The organism is Candidatus Accumulibacter sp. ACC012 (assembly GCF_907163155.1).
Lineage (GTDB): Bacteria > Pseudomonadota > Gammaproteobacteria > Burkholderiales > Rhodocyclaceae > Accumulibacter > Accumulibacter delftensis.
This window is the reverse complement of the sequence record NZ_CAJQUC010000003.1, coordinates 275,144-289,808: the sequence shown is the minus strand read 5'-3', so window position 1 is coordinate 289,808 and position 14,665 is coordinate 275,144. Positions and strand designations below refer to the sequence as shown.

At 63.4% G+C, this 14,665-nt stretch carries 15 protein-coding genes; 3 read left to right on the top strand and 12 right to left on the bottom strand.

Annotated features, from left to right (window positions below; all coding sequences use genetic code 11):
* Window positions 1-43: 43 nt before the first annotated feature.
* The gene (ald, locus tag QZ648_RS04775) at window positions 44-1,162 is read right to left on the bottom strand and encodes an alanine dehydrogenase (RefSeq protein ID WP_169067967.1); all 1,119 of its coding nucleotides are present in this window, start codon (window positions 1,160-1,162) and stop codon (window positions 44-46) included.
* Between the two features lie 277 nt (window positions 1,163-1,439).
* Here ald and QZ648_RS04770 point away from each other — a divergent pair, with 277 nt between their 5' ends.
* A complete protein-coding gene (locus QZ648_RS04770) occupies window positions 1,440-2,093 on the top strand; it encodes a sigma-70 family RNA polymerase sigma factor (RefSeq protein ID WP_366144057.1) in 654 nt (217 codons plus the stop codon).
* 80 nt (window positions 2,094-2,173) lie between these two features.
* On the opposite strand, the gene QZ648_RS04765 is transcribed toward QZ648_RS04770, so the two are convergent.
* The 11 genes from QZ648_RS04765 to pstS form a co-directional block, all read right to left on the bottom strand.
* Window positions 2,174-4,093, bottom strand: coding sequence for a PhoX family phosphatase (locus QZ648_RS04765; RefSeq protein WP_291996262.1), 1,920 nt, complete (start codon window positions 4,091-4,093; stop codon window positions 2,174-2,176).
* 120 nt (window positions 4,094-4,213) lie between these two features.
* Window positions 4,214-4,558 (bottom strand): BrnA antitoxin family protein, encoded by a 345-nt coding sequence (locus QZ648_RS04760; RefSeq protein WP_291996261.1) that lies wholly within the window; start codon window positions 4,556-4,558, stop codon window positions 4,214-4,216.
* An 83-nt stretch (window positions 4,559-4,641) separates the two neighbouring features.
* Window positions 4,642-4,986, bottom strand: a complete 345-nt coding sequence (locus QZ648_RS04755) for a hypothetical protein (protein ID WP_291996260.1) — start codon at window positions 4,984-4,986, stop codon at window positions 4,642-4,644.
* 173 nt (window positions 4,987-5,159) lie between these two features.
* The gene (locus QZ648_RS04750; protein ID WP_291996259.1) at window positions 5,160-6,131 is read right to left on the bottom strand and encodes a zinc ABC transporter substrate-binding protein; all 972 of its coding nucleotides are present in this window, start codon (window positions 6,129-6,131) and stop codon (window positions 5,160-5,162) included.
* Between the two features lie 45 nt (window positions 6,132-6,176).
* Window positions 6,177-7,058, bottom strand: a complete 882-nt coding sequence (locus QZ648_RS04745; RefSeq protein WP_291996258.1) for a metal ABC transporter permease — start codon at window positions 7,056-7,058, stop codon at window positions 6,177-6,179.
* Window positions 7,055-7,843: an ABC transporter ATP-binding protein gene (locus tag QZ648_RS04740; RefSeq protein ID WP_291996257.1), complete on the bottom strand. Its 789-nt coding sequence runs from the start codon at window positions 7,841-7,843 to the stop codon at window positions 7,055-7,057. The genes QZ648_RS04745 and QZ648_RS04740 overlap by 4 nt, the downstream gene beginning before the upstream one ends.
* 14 nt (window positions 7,844-7,857) lie before the next feature.
* A complete protein-coding gene (locus QZ648_RS04735; RefSeq protein ID WP_291996256.1) occupies window positions 7,858-8,001 on the bottom strand; it encodes a hypothetical protein in 144 nt (47 codons plus the stop codon).
* Window positions 8,002-8,175: 174 nt separating this feature from the next.
* On the bottom strand, window positions 8,176-8,967 hold the full coding sequence (gene pstB, locus QZ648_RS04730) for a phosphate ABC transporter ATP-binding protein PstB (protein ID WP_291996255.1): 792 nt from the start codon (window positions 8,965-8,967) through the stop codon (window positions 8,176-8,178).
* 15 nt (window positions 8,968-8,982) lie between these two features.
* Window positions 8,983-9,819, bottom strand: a complete 837-nt coding sequence (gene pstA, locus QZ648_RS04725) for a phosphate ABC transporter permease PstA (protein WP_291996254.1) — start codon at window positions 9,817-9,819, stop codon at window positions 8,983-8,985.
* A 17-nt stretch (window positions 9,820-9,836) separates the two neighbouring features.
* Window positions 9,837-10,814, bottom strand: a complete 978-nt coding sequence (gene pstC, locus QZ648_RS04720) for a phosphate ABC transporter permease subunit PstC (protein WP_291996253.1) — start codon at window positions 10,812-10,814, stop codon at window positions 9,837-9,839.
* A 146-nt stretch (window positions 10,815-10,960) separates the two neighbouring features.
* Entirely contained in the window at window positions 10,961-11,989 is a 1,029-nt protein-coding gene (pstS, locus tag QZ648_RS04715) for a phosphate ABC transporter substrate-binding protein PstS (protein WP_291996252.1), read from the bottom strand.
* 162 nt (window positions 11,990-12,151) lie between these two features.
* Here pstS and QZ648_RS04710 point away from each other — a divergent pair, with 162 nt between their 5' ends.
* Window positions 12,152-12,769: a GNAT family N-acetyltransferase gene (locus QZ648_RS04710; protein ID WP_291996251.1), complete on the top strand. Its 618-nt coding sequence runs from the start codon at window positions 12,152-12,154 to the stop codon at window positions 12,767-12,769.
* A 232-nt stretch (window positions 12,770-13,001) separates the two neighbouring features.
* Window positions 13,002-14,642 carry a methyl-accepting chemotaxis protein gene (locus QZ648_RS04705; RefSeq protein ID WP_291996250.1) on the top strand — a complete coding sequence of 547 codons (1,641 nt, stop codon included), beginning with the start codon at window positions 13,002-13,004 and terminating at the stop codon, window positions 14,640-14,642.
* Window positions 14,643-14,665: the final 23 nt, after the last annotated feature.

Here is a 14,665-nt window from a genome sequence, read left to right as displayed (position 1 = left end):
GTCCTTCCCCGGCAAAAAACCAACTATCCGCGCTGGAAACTCGTCAGCCGGCAAGCACCGACAGTGCATCATGATAGTCGTACTTGAGGTCGTCGGCGACCTCGCGGCAGGTGACTTTTCCGAACGCGACGTTGAGACCGTTGCGCAGGTGCTCGCTGTCCTGCAGCGCCTGCCGCCAGCCCTTGTCGGCGATCTGCAGCGCGAAAGGCAGGGTCGCATTGTTGAGCGCGTAGGTCGAAGTGTTGGGTACGCCACCCGGCATGTTGGCGACGCAGTAATGCACCACGTTACCAACCACGTAGGTCGGGTCGGCGTGCGTCGTCGCCTTGGCGGTCTCGCAGCAGCCCCCCTGGTCGATGGCCACGTCCACGATCACTGACCCGGGCTTCATCGCATTGACCAGGTCGCGAGTGATCAGCTTCGGTGCCGCGGCACCCGGGATGAGCACGCCACCGATCACCAGATCGGCGGTCAGCACGTGCTGCTCGACATTGTCCCGGTTCGAGAAAACGGTGATCACGCGCGCGCCGAGCTGGCGATCGAGGCGCCGCAGGACGTCGAGGCTGCGGTCGATGACCACCACTTGCGCGCCGGTGCCGACGGCGATCTGCGCGGCGTTCGAACCGACGACACCACCGCCGAGGATGACGATCTTCGCCGACGGCACGCCGGCGACGCCGCCGAGCAGGATGCCCATGCCGCCGTGCGCCTTTTCGAGGCAATAGGCACCGGCCTGAATCGACAGGCGTCCGGCGACTTCCGACATCGGCGCCAGCAAGGGCAGGCCGCCGCCCGGCTGGGTGACCGTTTCGTAGGCGATGCAAACGGCGCCGCTGCTGACCAGATCCGCGCACTGTGCAGGATCGGGGGCGAGGTGCAGATAGGTATAAAGAATCTGCCCTTCGCGCAGCATGGCGCGTTCGCCGGCCTGCGGCTCCTTAACCTTGATGATCATTTCGGCCTTGGCAAAAATCTCCGCGGCGGTCGCGGCAATCGTCGCTCCGGCCTTCTCGTAGACCTCGTCAGCGGCACCGATGCCAGCGCCGGCGCCGGTTTCAACAGTCACCGGATGACCGTGCTCGACCATCTCGCGAACCGATGACGGGGTGAGACCCACACGGTATTCGTGGTTCTTTATCTCCTTGGGTACGCCGATGTGCATCGCTGTCTCCTTGTGATCGTATTTAAGCCGCTTATCTTAGGCGATTTCCGTATGGCGGGCTGGCTTTTTGCGTGTCGTGCAGTTGCCCGTTCGGCATGCCCCCGGCGCACGCCCGGGAGGCTTGCCTGGGCGGACTCGCCGCTCGAGAACCAGTCCCGCAGGGCGCCACTCGGCGCGCCAGCGCCAAGACCTCGGCACGTCTATCGCCGCTGCGCGCTTGCGTATAAACTGCCACTCCTGAACCCGGCGACTTGCCCCCCACCGATTGCCGAAGCCGATGACCCGCAACGATCGCGACAGCAAAAATCACACGCCAGCTCCGGACAGCAGCGGACCGGCGCTCCCCGCCGCTGCCGAGGCGATGGCCACGGAACTGGCCAGCTTTCGCCGTGACATGCTGCGCTTTGCGGTCCTGCAGTTGCGCGATCAGGCAAGCGCCGAGGACGCCGTGCAGGAAACCATGCTCGCGGCGCTCCAAGGCGCGGCGCGCTTTGCCGAGCGTGCCAAGCTGAAGACCTGGGTGTTCTCGATTTTGCGCAACAAGATCGTCGACATCATCCGACGGCGAGTTCGCGAACCGATCCACGAAGCAGCCGAGCAGGAAGTCGACGACGCCGATTTCGACCCGCTGTTCAAGAGCAATGGTCACTGGCAACGCGATGCGCGGCCTTCGGACTGGGGAAATCCGGAAAAAACTTTCGAAAACCGCAGCTTCTGGGCAGTCTTCGACGCCTGCCTGCAGCGCCTGCCGCCGACCACCGCACGCGTCTTCATGATGCGCGAAATGCTCGGCCTGGAGACCAACGAAATCTGCCAGGAACTGTCGATGAGCAGCAGCAATTGCTGGGTCGTGCTGCATCGCGCACGCATGGGGCTACGCCTGTGCCTCGAACAGAAGTGGTTCGGAAGCGGTGAACGAGACGGTCGATGAGCGACCAAGAAGTGAGCAATAAGCGGGCAGGCGAATCGCAGCAGCGCCGCGGCAAGCAGCGACTGCCTGCGATCGGGGCTTCAGGTGCCGACAACGCCCCCATCCGCGCGCCTGATCACCAGCGTAGCCGAACGCGGTCGGCCACCGGTGACACCTGCAAACTGGTTGGCTGGCCATCCTGATCCGGCCAGCGGCGCCGAGGGTGACGAACGCCCACCGGCCGCCTCACCGGGATGCTGGACGTTGATGAACAGACTGCGCGCATCCGGCGTGGCGCTGATGCCGGTGATCTCGCAGGCTTTCGGTCCGGTCAGGAAGCGCCGTATTTCACCGCTGGCGACGTCGGCGACGAGCATCTGATTGTTACCGAGCCGCTGGTAGTCGCCACGATTCGCGACGCTGCCGGAAACGTCGGTCTGGATCCAGAGGCGACCGGCGGGGTCGAACCACAGGCCGTCCGGGCTGGCGAAAGCATCGCCTTTGATGTTCCCGCGCTTGGCCGGGTCGGGATTTTCGGGGTCGCCACAGAGCACGAAAACATCCCAGTCAAAAGCAGCAGCCGCCGCATCCGCCTGTTCCTCGCGCCAGCGAATGATGTGCCCAAAAGCGTTCCCTGCGCGGGGATTCGCGGCATCTGCAGACACGCGCTTGCGGTTGTTGGTCAGCGTGCAATACACCTCGCCACTCTGCGGATCGACGGCCAGCCATTCCGGGCGGTCCATCTTCGTTGCGCCAAGGAGATCGGCGGCCTGCCGAGTGCGGATCAGGATGTCGGCCTGATCCGCAAAGCCACTAGCCTCGTCGAGACCATTCTGCCCGTGCTGCAGGGCGATCCAGCGACCTTTGCCGTCGGCATCGAAGCGCGCCACGTACAGCGTCCCGACGTCGAGCAGATGGCCGCCAGAAGCGGCATCTCCGGCAGCGAAGCGATCGCTGGAGACGAACTTGTAAAGGTACTCGAAAGCCTGGTCGTCGCTCATGTAGACCACGACACGGCCGTCGCTGGCCAGCGTAAGCGTGGCACATTCGTGCTTGAAGCGACCGAGGGCGGTACGCTTGACGGGCGCCTGCGCAGGTTTCCAGGGATCGATTTCGACCACCCAGCCAAAACGATTGGCCTCGTTCGCCTCGCTCGCCACATCGAAGCGACGGTCGTACTCGTGCCAGCGGAAGCCGGCACCGTTGGCACGGATACCATAACGCTTCTGATCGGCAGTCGGCTCGACAAGGCCGTTGAAATAGCCGTCGAAGTTCTCTTCACAGCTGAGGTAAGTGCCCCACGGGGTGTGCCCCATCGCGCAATTGGCCAGCGTCCCGAAGACGACGTTGCCACGCCGGTCGTCGCCGGTGCGCATGCCTGGCGCGCCGGCCGCCGGACCGGCGATGCGTGTCGGCGTACGCGCGCTTATCCGACGCGCGTACCGAGACGGCCGCACCAGCTGCCAGCGAAACTCGCTGCCGCTCTCCTTGAGCTCAACCTCGATCACTGACACGCCATGCGCGTTCTGGGACTTGCGCGTCTTCTCGTGGCTCCAGTCGGCCATCCCGTCGGGATGCAAGAGCCCGTCGTCCGTGTATTCGTGATTGATGCACAGCAGGCCGTGCGTCGACGATGGCTTGCCGTCCTCTACCCAGGGAAAGAAGTGCATGCCGTCATGATGCATACCGGCCTGCTCGGCCTGCTCGCTGGCGCTATTTCCCGCATCGGCGCGGAACGCCGGTCCGTCCGAGATCGGGTCACCCCAGGCGTAGAGCAACTGCACGGAGTAGCCATCGGGAACGCGCACGATATCGTCGCTCGAAATACTGATCGCCGTAAAACCAATACCCGGCCGGCCCGTCGGCGCGGCCATTGCCGGCAGGCCGAAGAAAGACAGTGCGGCACTACCCAGGCCGGCCTGCAGCAAGCGCCGGCGGGTAGTGGCGGTGGCCGCAAGCGCCGCGAGAAGCTGCGCGAAGTCCAGGTTCGCGCCGTCGTTACTGATCAGGTCCTTGTCCATTGCTTGTCTCGGTCCGGATTTGACGGAAAGACAATTATCGCGCAGTGCGCCACAAAGCCGTCATCCCTGACGAAAGACGAGCCTCCCGGATAGGCGCACAAGCTCTTCGCTGGCGGCCGACTACGCAGCGCGATGTTGCTGGTGCTGCTGTACCTGCTCTTCAACATGGCGCCGCAAGACGTCGTTCATGCGCGTCTGCCAACCATCGCCGCTGGCCTTGAAATAATCGAGGACCTCCGGGCTATAGCGTACGGTCACCGCCACCTTGGTCGGCAGTTTCTGCGGGCCGCGCCGGCCGGGTTGGCGAACTTTCGCCTTGCTGGAGACACCTGGCGCCATTTCTACGGGTTGATTGGCATCGCGGACGTTTTCAGCATCCTTCGCGCGCACCGCTTTGGCCACCCGCGCCACGCGTTTGCGTTCCTTGCCGAACGTCGAAGACGTTGCCACAGCTTCCATTTTCATTTTTTTTTCACCCTAAGCACAATAAATTCGAGGGGCATGAGCCGTGCGCTCAGCCCTTGACAAGAGAGCAACTGCACCGCGGCCTATTTGACTTTGTAGAGTAAGGGCTCCGGCGCGATTACGTTACGAATCGCGACTTTGAGGTCGATCAGGTCGACATGGCCGAGCAGCAGCAGACCGGCGCGAACGAGTTGCCCCTTTTTGCTGGGAAGCCCGCGCTTGGCCAGGCGCTTCTTGAGCTTGACGAGTTCCCGGTATTCGCTGTGCGGAATTCGCAAGCGACAACGCACGCCATGGGTGGGCTTGCGCGTCTTTTTCACCTTGCCAATGGGTTCCGGCGGCGGCATCGCGGCGAGTCTTCGGAGTTTGAGTTCCTTGGCTGCAGCGAGAATCGCTGCGGCGCTGGAAAGAGGGGCTGCTGACGACATCGAGATTCTCCCTGGCAAATTGCGGGGCAGTCGCCGGAGAATCACGCACTTGATCGCGCATTGCGCTGCGGCCGGCCGGCTGCGACAGTTTGTAACAACCGGGAGAGGATGCTCTGCTTATGTGACAGATTGATGACGGTGCGCCGCGTTCAGCCGGCAACCCGCAACGCTCGTCAGTCGGCCAGCGCCGCGGCGAGCGTTTTCGCGTTCTCGCGCATCATGCCGATATAGCTCGCGGCGGCTGTCCCAGCGGTGGACAGCGAATCGGAGTACAGGATGCCGCCGATTCGCGCCCCGGACTCCGCGCTAATACGTTCGAGCAAGCGCGGATCGCTGACGGTCTCGATGAACATTGCCGGGATCTTCTCTTGGCGAATTTGCCGGATGATCGCAGCAACGGCCGCGGCTGAAGGCTGCGCATCAGTGCTGACGCCGACAGGCGCAAGGAAGCGAATACCATAGGCACGGGCAAAGTAGCCAAAAGCGTCGTGTGAGCTGACGACGACGCGGCGTTTGGCGGGAAGCCTGCTCAGGCTGGCACGAATCTCGCCGTCAAGCGTGAGCATCTGCTGCTTCAAAGCGGCGGCGTTGGCCTGATAAGCGGCCAGGTTCGCCGGGTCAAGCAGCGCCAGGGCAGCGGCGATGTTGTCAACGTAGTGGCGCGCCTGCGCCAGATCCTGCCAGGCGTGCGGGTCGACATCGGCCGCGTGATCATGCCCGCGATGCTGGCCACCAGGCCCCGGTTCCTTGTCAAGAAGCTTGACGCCCTTGCTGGCCACCACAATCGGCCCACGATAGCCGGACGACTGCATCAGGCGATCGATCCAGCCTTCGAAGCCTAGGCCATTGACGACCACCAGCCGCGCGCGCGCAAGCATTTTCACGTCGGCCGGCGTCGGCTGGTACACGTGTGCGTCCGCCAGCGGGCCGACCAGGGTATACACCTGCACGTGCTCGCCGCCGACGCGTTGCGTGAGGTCGCCGAGAATGCTGAAACTGGCCACCACCGGCAGCAACTCGACCGCCGTTGCCGCGCCAGGCTGAGCGCCCAGGAGGATCACCAGAGCCGCGGTCCGCAGCACAGCCGGCGGCAGAAAAGCCATTGCCAGCCAGCGCTGGAGTGCGTTGCATAAGGTTTCTCTCATGCTCTTCCCCGATTGAGTGCTTGAGTGCTTGACTCGGCGTTCGCGTCAGCGTTCGAAGTGCCAACCTGACCGCCAACGGCTGGCCAGGGGTCCGAGCGGAGCGACAAGCAGCGAGAGCAGATAGAGGCCGCCCAGGGTCAGCACGATCGCCGGACCGGCCGGCAGGTCTGCATGATACGAGAGCAGCAGGCCGATGACGGATCCGAGCTGCGCGACGCCCACGGCGATCAGCAGCAGCGGTCCGACGTTGCCCACCCACAGGCGCGCCGCAGCCGCCGGTAAAATCATGATCCCGACGGCCATCAAGGTTCCCAGAGCGTGAAAGCCGGCGACCAGATTGAGCACCAGCAGCACCATGAAGCCATAGTGGGCGACGGGTCCGAGGCGGCTGATACGCGCCAGGAAAGCCGGATCGCAGCCTTCGAGGACGAACAGGCGCAGACCGAGTGCGAGCGCCAGAACTGACAGCGAGGCAAAGCCTGCGAGCAGTAGCAGGGCGGCGTCGTCAAGCGCCAGCACGCTGCCGAAAAGGACGTGCAGCAGGTCGACGCTGCTGCCGCGTAGCGAGATGATCAGCACGCCGGCGGAAAGCGAGATCAGGTAAAAAGTCGCCAGACTGGTGTCTTCCTTGATCACCGAGTTGCGTGCCACACCGCCGGAAAGCACGGCCACCGCCAGGCCGGCGACCAGGCCACCGATGGTCATCGCCGGCAGCGACAGACCGGCAATCAGGTAACCGATCGCGGCTCCCGGCAGGATGGCGTGCGACATGGCATCGCCGGCCAGACTCATCCGACGCAGCATCAGGAAAACGCCGACCGGCGTCGCGCCGAGCGACAGCGCCAGACACCCGGCCAAGGCCCGACGCATGAAGGAAAACTCGATGAACGGCGAGAGCAAGGGAATGCTGGCCAGCGTGTCGTTCATCCGGCGTCCTGGTCGGCGTGACAGATGGGCGCGTGTGCGTCGTCACTGCGGCCTTCGGCAAGCCGCCGGGCGCGCAACAGATTGGCCTCGCTGAGCACCGTCGCGGTGTCGCCGCGAGCGACGATCTCGCGTGCCAGAAGCAGCGTTTCCGGGTACTCCTGACGGACATGCTCGAGGTCGTGAAGGACGGAGATCACCGTCCGCCCTTCGCCATGCCAGTGTCGCACCAGCGCCGCCAGGTCACGAACGCTGGCCGCATCGATGGCGCCATAGGGCTCGTCGAGGAGGACCAGCGGTGCATCCTGGAGCAGGACGCGAGCGAAGTGCGCGCGCTGCAACTGACCGCCGGAGAGCGCGCCGATCGGACGATTCTCGAGGCCGTTCATGCCGACCAGGTCGATGGCCGCGGCAATGCGTACGCGCCGGGCGCGGTCGAGGCCGCCAAAGGCACCGATCTCGCGCCACAGCCCCATGGCCACGAAGTCGTGAACGACCATCGGAAAGCTGCTGTCGAGCGTCGTCAGCTGGGTCAGGTAAGCGATTTTCTGGCGCTGCACGCCAAGCAACTCGATGCGGCCTTGCAGCGGTCGCAGTTCGCCGGTGATGCCTTTGAGCAGCGTCGATTTGCCGGCGCCGTTGGGACCGACGATGGCCAGCAGACTACCGGCGGCAATCTCCCCCTGCAGGTGGTGAACCGCCGGATGACGATCGTAGCCCAGAGTCAGATTGGCGAAGCGCAGGATCGGCTGGACTTTCCCTGCGCTGTTTGCCGTGTTCTCGGGCATCGCTGGCGCGGCGTTCAGTGCAGCGCCCAGAACACCATCGTCCACAGCAGCAGCAGCGCGCAGAATGCCCCCAGCAGGCGCGCCAGAGCGCTGGCGCAGAGCACCGGATTGCGGACTTTGGCGCTTGCCGATGCGCGAGGGCTTGCCGAACGAGACATGTGCGATGCGAGCTGAGGCTTTTTGGGAGCGGACTGTGAGCTCCCGCGGAGGGCGAATCTTGCCTCGTTCGCCAGCCAAACGCAACCGCCTTAGCAAGCCCAGCCACCGCTCGACTGCTCGCGCCGGTCAACACGCCGTCGGCACCCCGGACGAGCCTGCGACGATTTTCCGGCTCAACCGAAGCGACCGGTGATGTAATCCTCGGTGTGCTTGACCTTCGGTTTCACGAACAACTCTTCGGTGCGGCCGAACTCGACAAGCTCGCCGAGGTACATGAAGGCCGTGTAGTCGGAAATCCGGCCCGCCTGTTGCATGTTGTGGGTGACGATGGCGATGGTGTACTCGCTCTTGAGTTCATTGATCAGTTCCTCCACCTTGGCCGTGGACAGCGGATCGAGCGCCGAGGTCGGTTCGTCGAGGAGCACGATCTGGGGCTTCACCGCCACCGCCCGGGCGATGCACAGGCGCTGCTGCTGGCCGCCGGAAAGCGACAGGCCGCTCTGCTGCAACTTGTCCTTGACTTCATCCCACAGGGCAGCCTTCTTGAGCGCCCACTCCACACGCTCATCAAGTTCGCTCTTGCTGAAGTTCTCGTAAAGGCGAACACCGAAAGCGATGTTTTCATAGATGGTCATCGGAAACGGGGTGGGCTTCTGAAAAACCATGCCGATCTTCGCCCGCACCAGGTTCACGTCCTGCTTCTTGTCGAGCAGGTTCTTGCCGTTGAAGACGATCTGCCCTTCTGCACGCTGACCCGGATAGAGATCGTACATGCGGTTGAACGTGCGCAAGAGCGTGGACTTCCCACAACCGGACGGACCAATGAAGGCTGTCACCCGGTTGCGAGCGACGTCAAGACTGACCGCGTTGAGGCCCTTGAAGTCGCCGTAGTAGAAATCCAGTTCGCGCACCTGCAGGGTGGCTTGTTCGCTGATTTGGACCATGTGGTCGCACATTTCGGACATTCTAGGCTCCGCAGTTCAGGTCTTGTGACGAAAGAGGACACGCGCACCGATATTGATCGCCAACACCAGCAAGGCAATCAGCAAGGCGCCGCCCCAGGCCAGTTCAATCCAGTTGTCGTAGGGACTCATGGCAAACTGGAAAATGACCACCGGCAGATTAGCCATCGGCTGCGACATGTCGGTGCTGAAGAACTGGTTGTTGAGCGCCGTAAAGAGCAGTGGCGCGGTCTCGCCGGTGACCCGCGCAATGGCTAGCAGGACACCAGTCACGACGCCGGCCTTGACCGAGCGCAGGCTCACTTTCAGTGACACCTGCCAGCGCGGGGCACCGATCGCGAAAGCGGCTTCACGCAAACTGGACGGCACCAGTCTCAGCATGTTCTCGGTGGTGCGCACGACGACGGGAATGGCGATCAAGGACAGCGCGACCGAGCCGGCCCAGCCGGAAAAGCCACCCAGGGTCGCGACCATCAGCGCGTAAACGAAGAGACCCACAACGATCGACGGTGCGGATAGCATGATGTCGGTCACGAAGCGGGTCGTCGCCGCGAACTTCGAGGTGTCGCCGTACTCGGCCAGATAGATGCCGGCAAGGATACCGATCGGGGTGGACACCAGCGTCGTGAAGCCGACGATCATGGCGCTGCCGATGATTGCATTGCGCAAGCCACCCCCTTCGCTGCCCGGGGCCGGCGTGTCCTGGGTGAAGAAATCCCAGCTCAGCGCGGCGAAGCCTTTCGAAAACAGGGTCCACAGTATCCACATCAGCGCCGCCAGACCGAAGGCCATGGCGATCATTGAAAGACCGATACCGATACGGTTGGTCAGGATGCGACGACGATAATGTTCCATTGAAGTTCCTCCGCGCCCTAGGCGCCCTGCTTGGCGTTGGCGCGATAGATTAGCCAGCGCGACAGCCCGAGCACGACGCAGGTGATGACGAACAGCACCAGGCCGAGCGCGAACAGCGATGAGGTATGCAGCCCCGGATCCGCCTCGCCGAACTCGTTGGCCAGCACCGAAGCAATCGAGTTGCCCGGCGCAAAGAAGCTGCCGGCGATGCGATTGGCGTTGCCGATGACGAAGGTGACAGCCATCGTCTCGCCCAGGGCGCGTCCCAGGCCGAGCATGATGCCGCCGATGACGCCGACCCGTGTATAGGGCAGGACGATGTTCCAGACCACCTCCCAGGTCGTGCAGCCGAGGCCGTAGGCAGACTCCTTGAGCACCGCCGGCACGGTGTCGAAGACATCGCGCATCACCGAGGCAATGAACGGAATCACCATCAGCGCTAGCACGATGCCTGCCGACAGTATGCCGATCCCCAGCGGCGGGCCGGCGAACCAGCCGCCGATTACCGGCAAACCGCCGAAGACTGACTGCACCGAGGGCTGGACGTACTTGGCGAACAAGGGTGCGAAAACGAACAAGCCCCAGATGCCGTAAATGATCGAAGGAACGCCGGCGAGCAATTCGATAGCCGTCCCCAGCGGCCGACGCAGCCAGGCCGGGCAGCTCTCGGTCAGAAACAGCGCGATGCCGAAGCTCACCGGCACGCCGATCAGCAGCGCGATGAACGATGTGCTGAGCGTGCCGTAGATCGAGATCAGGGCACCGAACTTGTCGTCCGGAACGCTCCATGCGTCGCTCCAGAGAAAGGCCGGCCCGAAGGCGCTGAACGCCGGCGCCGCCTCGATGGCCAGCGAGATCAGTATCCCCGCCATGGCCGCCAGCACCAGGAAGGCGAACAGGAACGTCAGCTTGTGGAAGACCGAATCCTGGCGTTTGAAGATCCGGACCTGGGCAGCGTGCACATCCACCTGCGTGTGCGGTGCTGAATCATTCATACTCACTGTTTTCCACGCTATGCTTTCTTCCATACCCGCCCTTCCACTATCGACTTCCGTCGCGGTCACACGCTTTGCGCGGACGCCCCGACGCCGGCGAGGCGACGTCGGGGAAGCCCGCTGCAGTTGCGTGACGAACCATTAAACTACTTGATGCGCTTCATCTCGGCTTCGATGGTGCCCACCACGCTGGCCGGCAGCGCGACGAAGTCCAGCTCGCCAGCCAGCGTCCCGCCCTTGTTGAGCGCCCAACTGAAGAAGTCCACAACGCCCTGCTGCTTGGCAGCGTCGTCACCCTTTTCGTAGGCCAGGATGTAGGTTGCGCTGACGATCGGCCAGGCCTCTTTGGCCGTCTGGTCGAGCATGTCCGGCGCCATTCCCTTGACCTTGAAATCGGCGCCGGCGGCGGCGGCCTCGAAGGCATCACCGCTAGGCAACACGAACTTGCCGGCCTTGTTCTTCAGCGTGGCGAAGGCCAAACCGTTCTTCTTCGCGTCTGCGTAGTCGACGTAGCCGATGGTGCCGGCAATTTTCTGGACGTTGGCGGCGACGCCCGGGTTACCCTTGCCACCGATCCCGTTGGCCGGCCAGTTGACGGTCTTGCCGACACCGACGTCGCGCACGAAGTCGGCCGACTGCTTGGCCAGGTACCTGGTCATCACGTCCGTGGTGCCCGATCCGTCCGAGCGATGGACAATGGTAATCGCCGTCGCCGGCAGCTTTAGGTCGGGGTTCATGCTGGCGATGGCCGGATCGTTCCACTTCTTGATGGCACCGCGAAAGATGTTGGCAGCAGTCTGCCCGTCGAGCTTGAGTTGACCGGATTTGACGCCGGGCAGATTGACCACGATGGTCACCGCGCCGATGACGGAAGGGAACTGCACCAGGCCGGCAGCGTCCAGATCGGCTGCGCTCAAGGGCGCGTCGGTGCCGCCGAAATCAACGGTCCTGGCCTTGATCTGCTTGATACCACCGGAAGAACCAATACCCTGGTAATTGACCGACTTGCCAGTGGCAGCCTGGTAGGCTTCGGCCCACTTGGTATACACCGCGTAGGGGAACGTCGCCCCGGCGCCGGTAAGGTCGGCGGCTTGCGCGGCGATCGACCCGAAGCCCATGGCCATGGCCGCGGCGACGCCGGAAATCTTCAGGAAAATGCGTTTTGAAACAATCATGATTTCTCCATTGAGTAAGGAATCGTGCTTCAGCAGCAACGGGATTGATCTTACGGAGCGAATGTTTCAGCACCATGACTCGGCTACTCGACGGCGCCCGCAAATTGCATGCATACTGCCGGCCATGTTTCCCGCTCTCCGCCCCCCGAGAGCGGCGTCGCTGTGAACGAAATTATCGAAAGCTGGCAGTCACGCGACGGCACGCGGCTCGAAATGCGCCAAATGCCGCCAAGCGATGCGCCGCAGGTCAAGGCGTCGCTGAACAAGTTGTCGGCCGATGCCCGGCGTCGCCGCTTCTTCGCCGCGATCGCCGAGTTCTCGGACGACGCGGTACACCGACTGATCGACATTGATCCCGCCCGGGAATACCTCCTGGTCGTCTTGCGCCACGAGGAGGGAGCTGAAATCCCGATTGCCGGTGGCCGTTTCGTTCACGAGAGTGAGCGTCCGGATTGCACTTTTTCGCTGCTCATCGGCGACCCCTGGCAAGGTCAGTGCATCGGCCGCCGGATACTCAAGGCGTTGATTCGCGAAGCGGCAAGGCGCGGTTTGCGGCGCATGCACGGGCACGTGCTGGCGGACAACCGGCCGATGCTCGGTCTGGCACGGGCGCAGCGTTTCACGGTCCTGGAAAGCGACCAGGGCGACCACGTTCTGGAGGTCGTTCGCGAGCTTTCCGATCGCGCGTCGCGGCCCTGGAAGGTGTTACTCGAAAACTCTGGCGACGATAGGCGCTCCCCGGGCCTGGCAGCGCCGTACGGGCGGAAGCGACTGCGCTAAAGTTTGTTGCCCACTGGCCGTTAGCGTAAGGTAGTTATGTAATCTATTGCTGCTGCAGGCATATCTGTTCAAGCCTCAGCATACCGCCTGCGACTTTGCGCAGCGAGTGACATCGAACGACAAGGGTGCCGCCCAGCGCGAGGGGTCGAAAATGGCTGCAACAGCCGATCAGCTCATGGCGAAGATCCACCATACAAGCCGCGTTGACGGCAACTACCCCGGGAGAATGGCAATGATGATCGGTGACTGCAGTATCAAGACGCGCTTTGTCGTCGTATTGGCCGTGGCCGTGCTCGGCCTCGCCGCGCTCGGCCTGTACTCGCTCGCTGAACTGCGCCGCAACATGCTCGACGATCGCCAGGACAAGATCCACGCGCTGGTCGAGGTTGCCAACGGCGTCGTCGTCCGCTTTCACGATCTGGCCAAGAGCGGCGCACTGAGCGAAGACCAGGCAAAGAAACAGGCACTCGAAACCTTGCGCCAGATGCGCTACGAGAACGGTGAGTATTTCTTCGTCCTCGACACCCAGCACAACTTCGTGATGCACGCAGCGAAAGCGGCGCTGGAGGGCACGAGCGGCGCCGACTTGCGCGACCCGAGTGGCAAGCTGTTCATCCAGGAGCTCGTATCCGTGGCGCTGAGCAGGGAGCAAGGCGGCATCGTCGACTATTCCTTCGCCAAGCCCGGTAGCGACAAAGCAATTCCCAAACTGAGCTATTCCGCGCATTTCAAACCCTGGGGCTGGGTAATCGGCACCGGTATCTATCTCGATGACGTGGACCAGGCATTTCGCCGCGAAGCAATCAACGCCCTGCTCATCATCACCCTGGTCGTTGCCGTTCTGGCCGGGGTCTCGCTGTGGATTGGGCGCAGCGTGCTGCGCCAGCTGGGCGGCGAACCGGCCGCGGCATCGGCGATCGCGCTGCGCATCGCCGGCGGCGACCTGAGCCAGGAAATGCCCGCCGAAAAACTGCTCGGTGGCAGCCTGATGCATTCCATCGCGCAGATGCAGAGCCGCCTGCGCGGCATCATCGCCGAAATCGGCCAGCTATCCAGCGCCCTGGCCAACAGCGCCAGCGAGATTTCTGTCGCCACCGACGAAACGCGCCACGCGGCCGAGGCGCAAGCCAACTCGACGTCGGCGACCGCGGCCTCGATCGAAGAATTGACGGTGAGCATCAACGAAGTCGCGCAGAATGCTCAGGCAACCGGCGAGAGTTCACAAGCCGCCGCCAATTGCGCCGAACAGGGACGCACGCTGGTCAACAGCTCTGCTGCCGAAATCGAAAAAGTCGCTGCAATCGTCGCCCGCTCGTCCGAGCAGATCCGGCAACTGGCGACGCGCTCACGGGATATTGGCGGCATTGCCCAGGTGATCAGGGAGATCGCCGAGCAGACCAACCTGCTGGCGCTCAACGCGGCCATCGAAGCCGCCCGCGCCGGCGAGCAGGGCCGCGGCTTCGCGGTGGTCGCCGACGAGGTCCGCAAGCTCGCCGAACGAACCAGCAAGGCCACCAATGAAATCAGCACCATGGTGGTCAGCGTGCAGGCCGATACCGAATTGGCGGTCGGCGCCATGGGTGAGGCTGCTCCGCAGGTGAGCCGCAGCCTCACCAAAGCGCACGAGGCGAGTGCCATGCTCGAATCGATTCACCAGCAGGCGCAGCAATCGAGCGAACGCGTACAGCAAGTGGCGACCGCCACTCGCGAACAGGCAACAGTGGCCAACGACATCGCCGGGCACGTGCAGAACATCGCATCGATGACCGAGGAAACCAACGCCACGATGCACAGCAACGCCGAATCGGCAAGCGCACTCAACGGCCTGGCCAACAGATTGCGCGAAACGGTCGCCTATTTTCGTGTGCTCTGACAGCGGCCCTCGGCGCGGGCCGC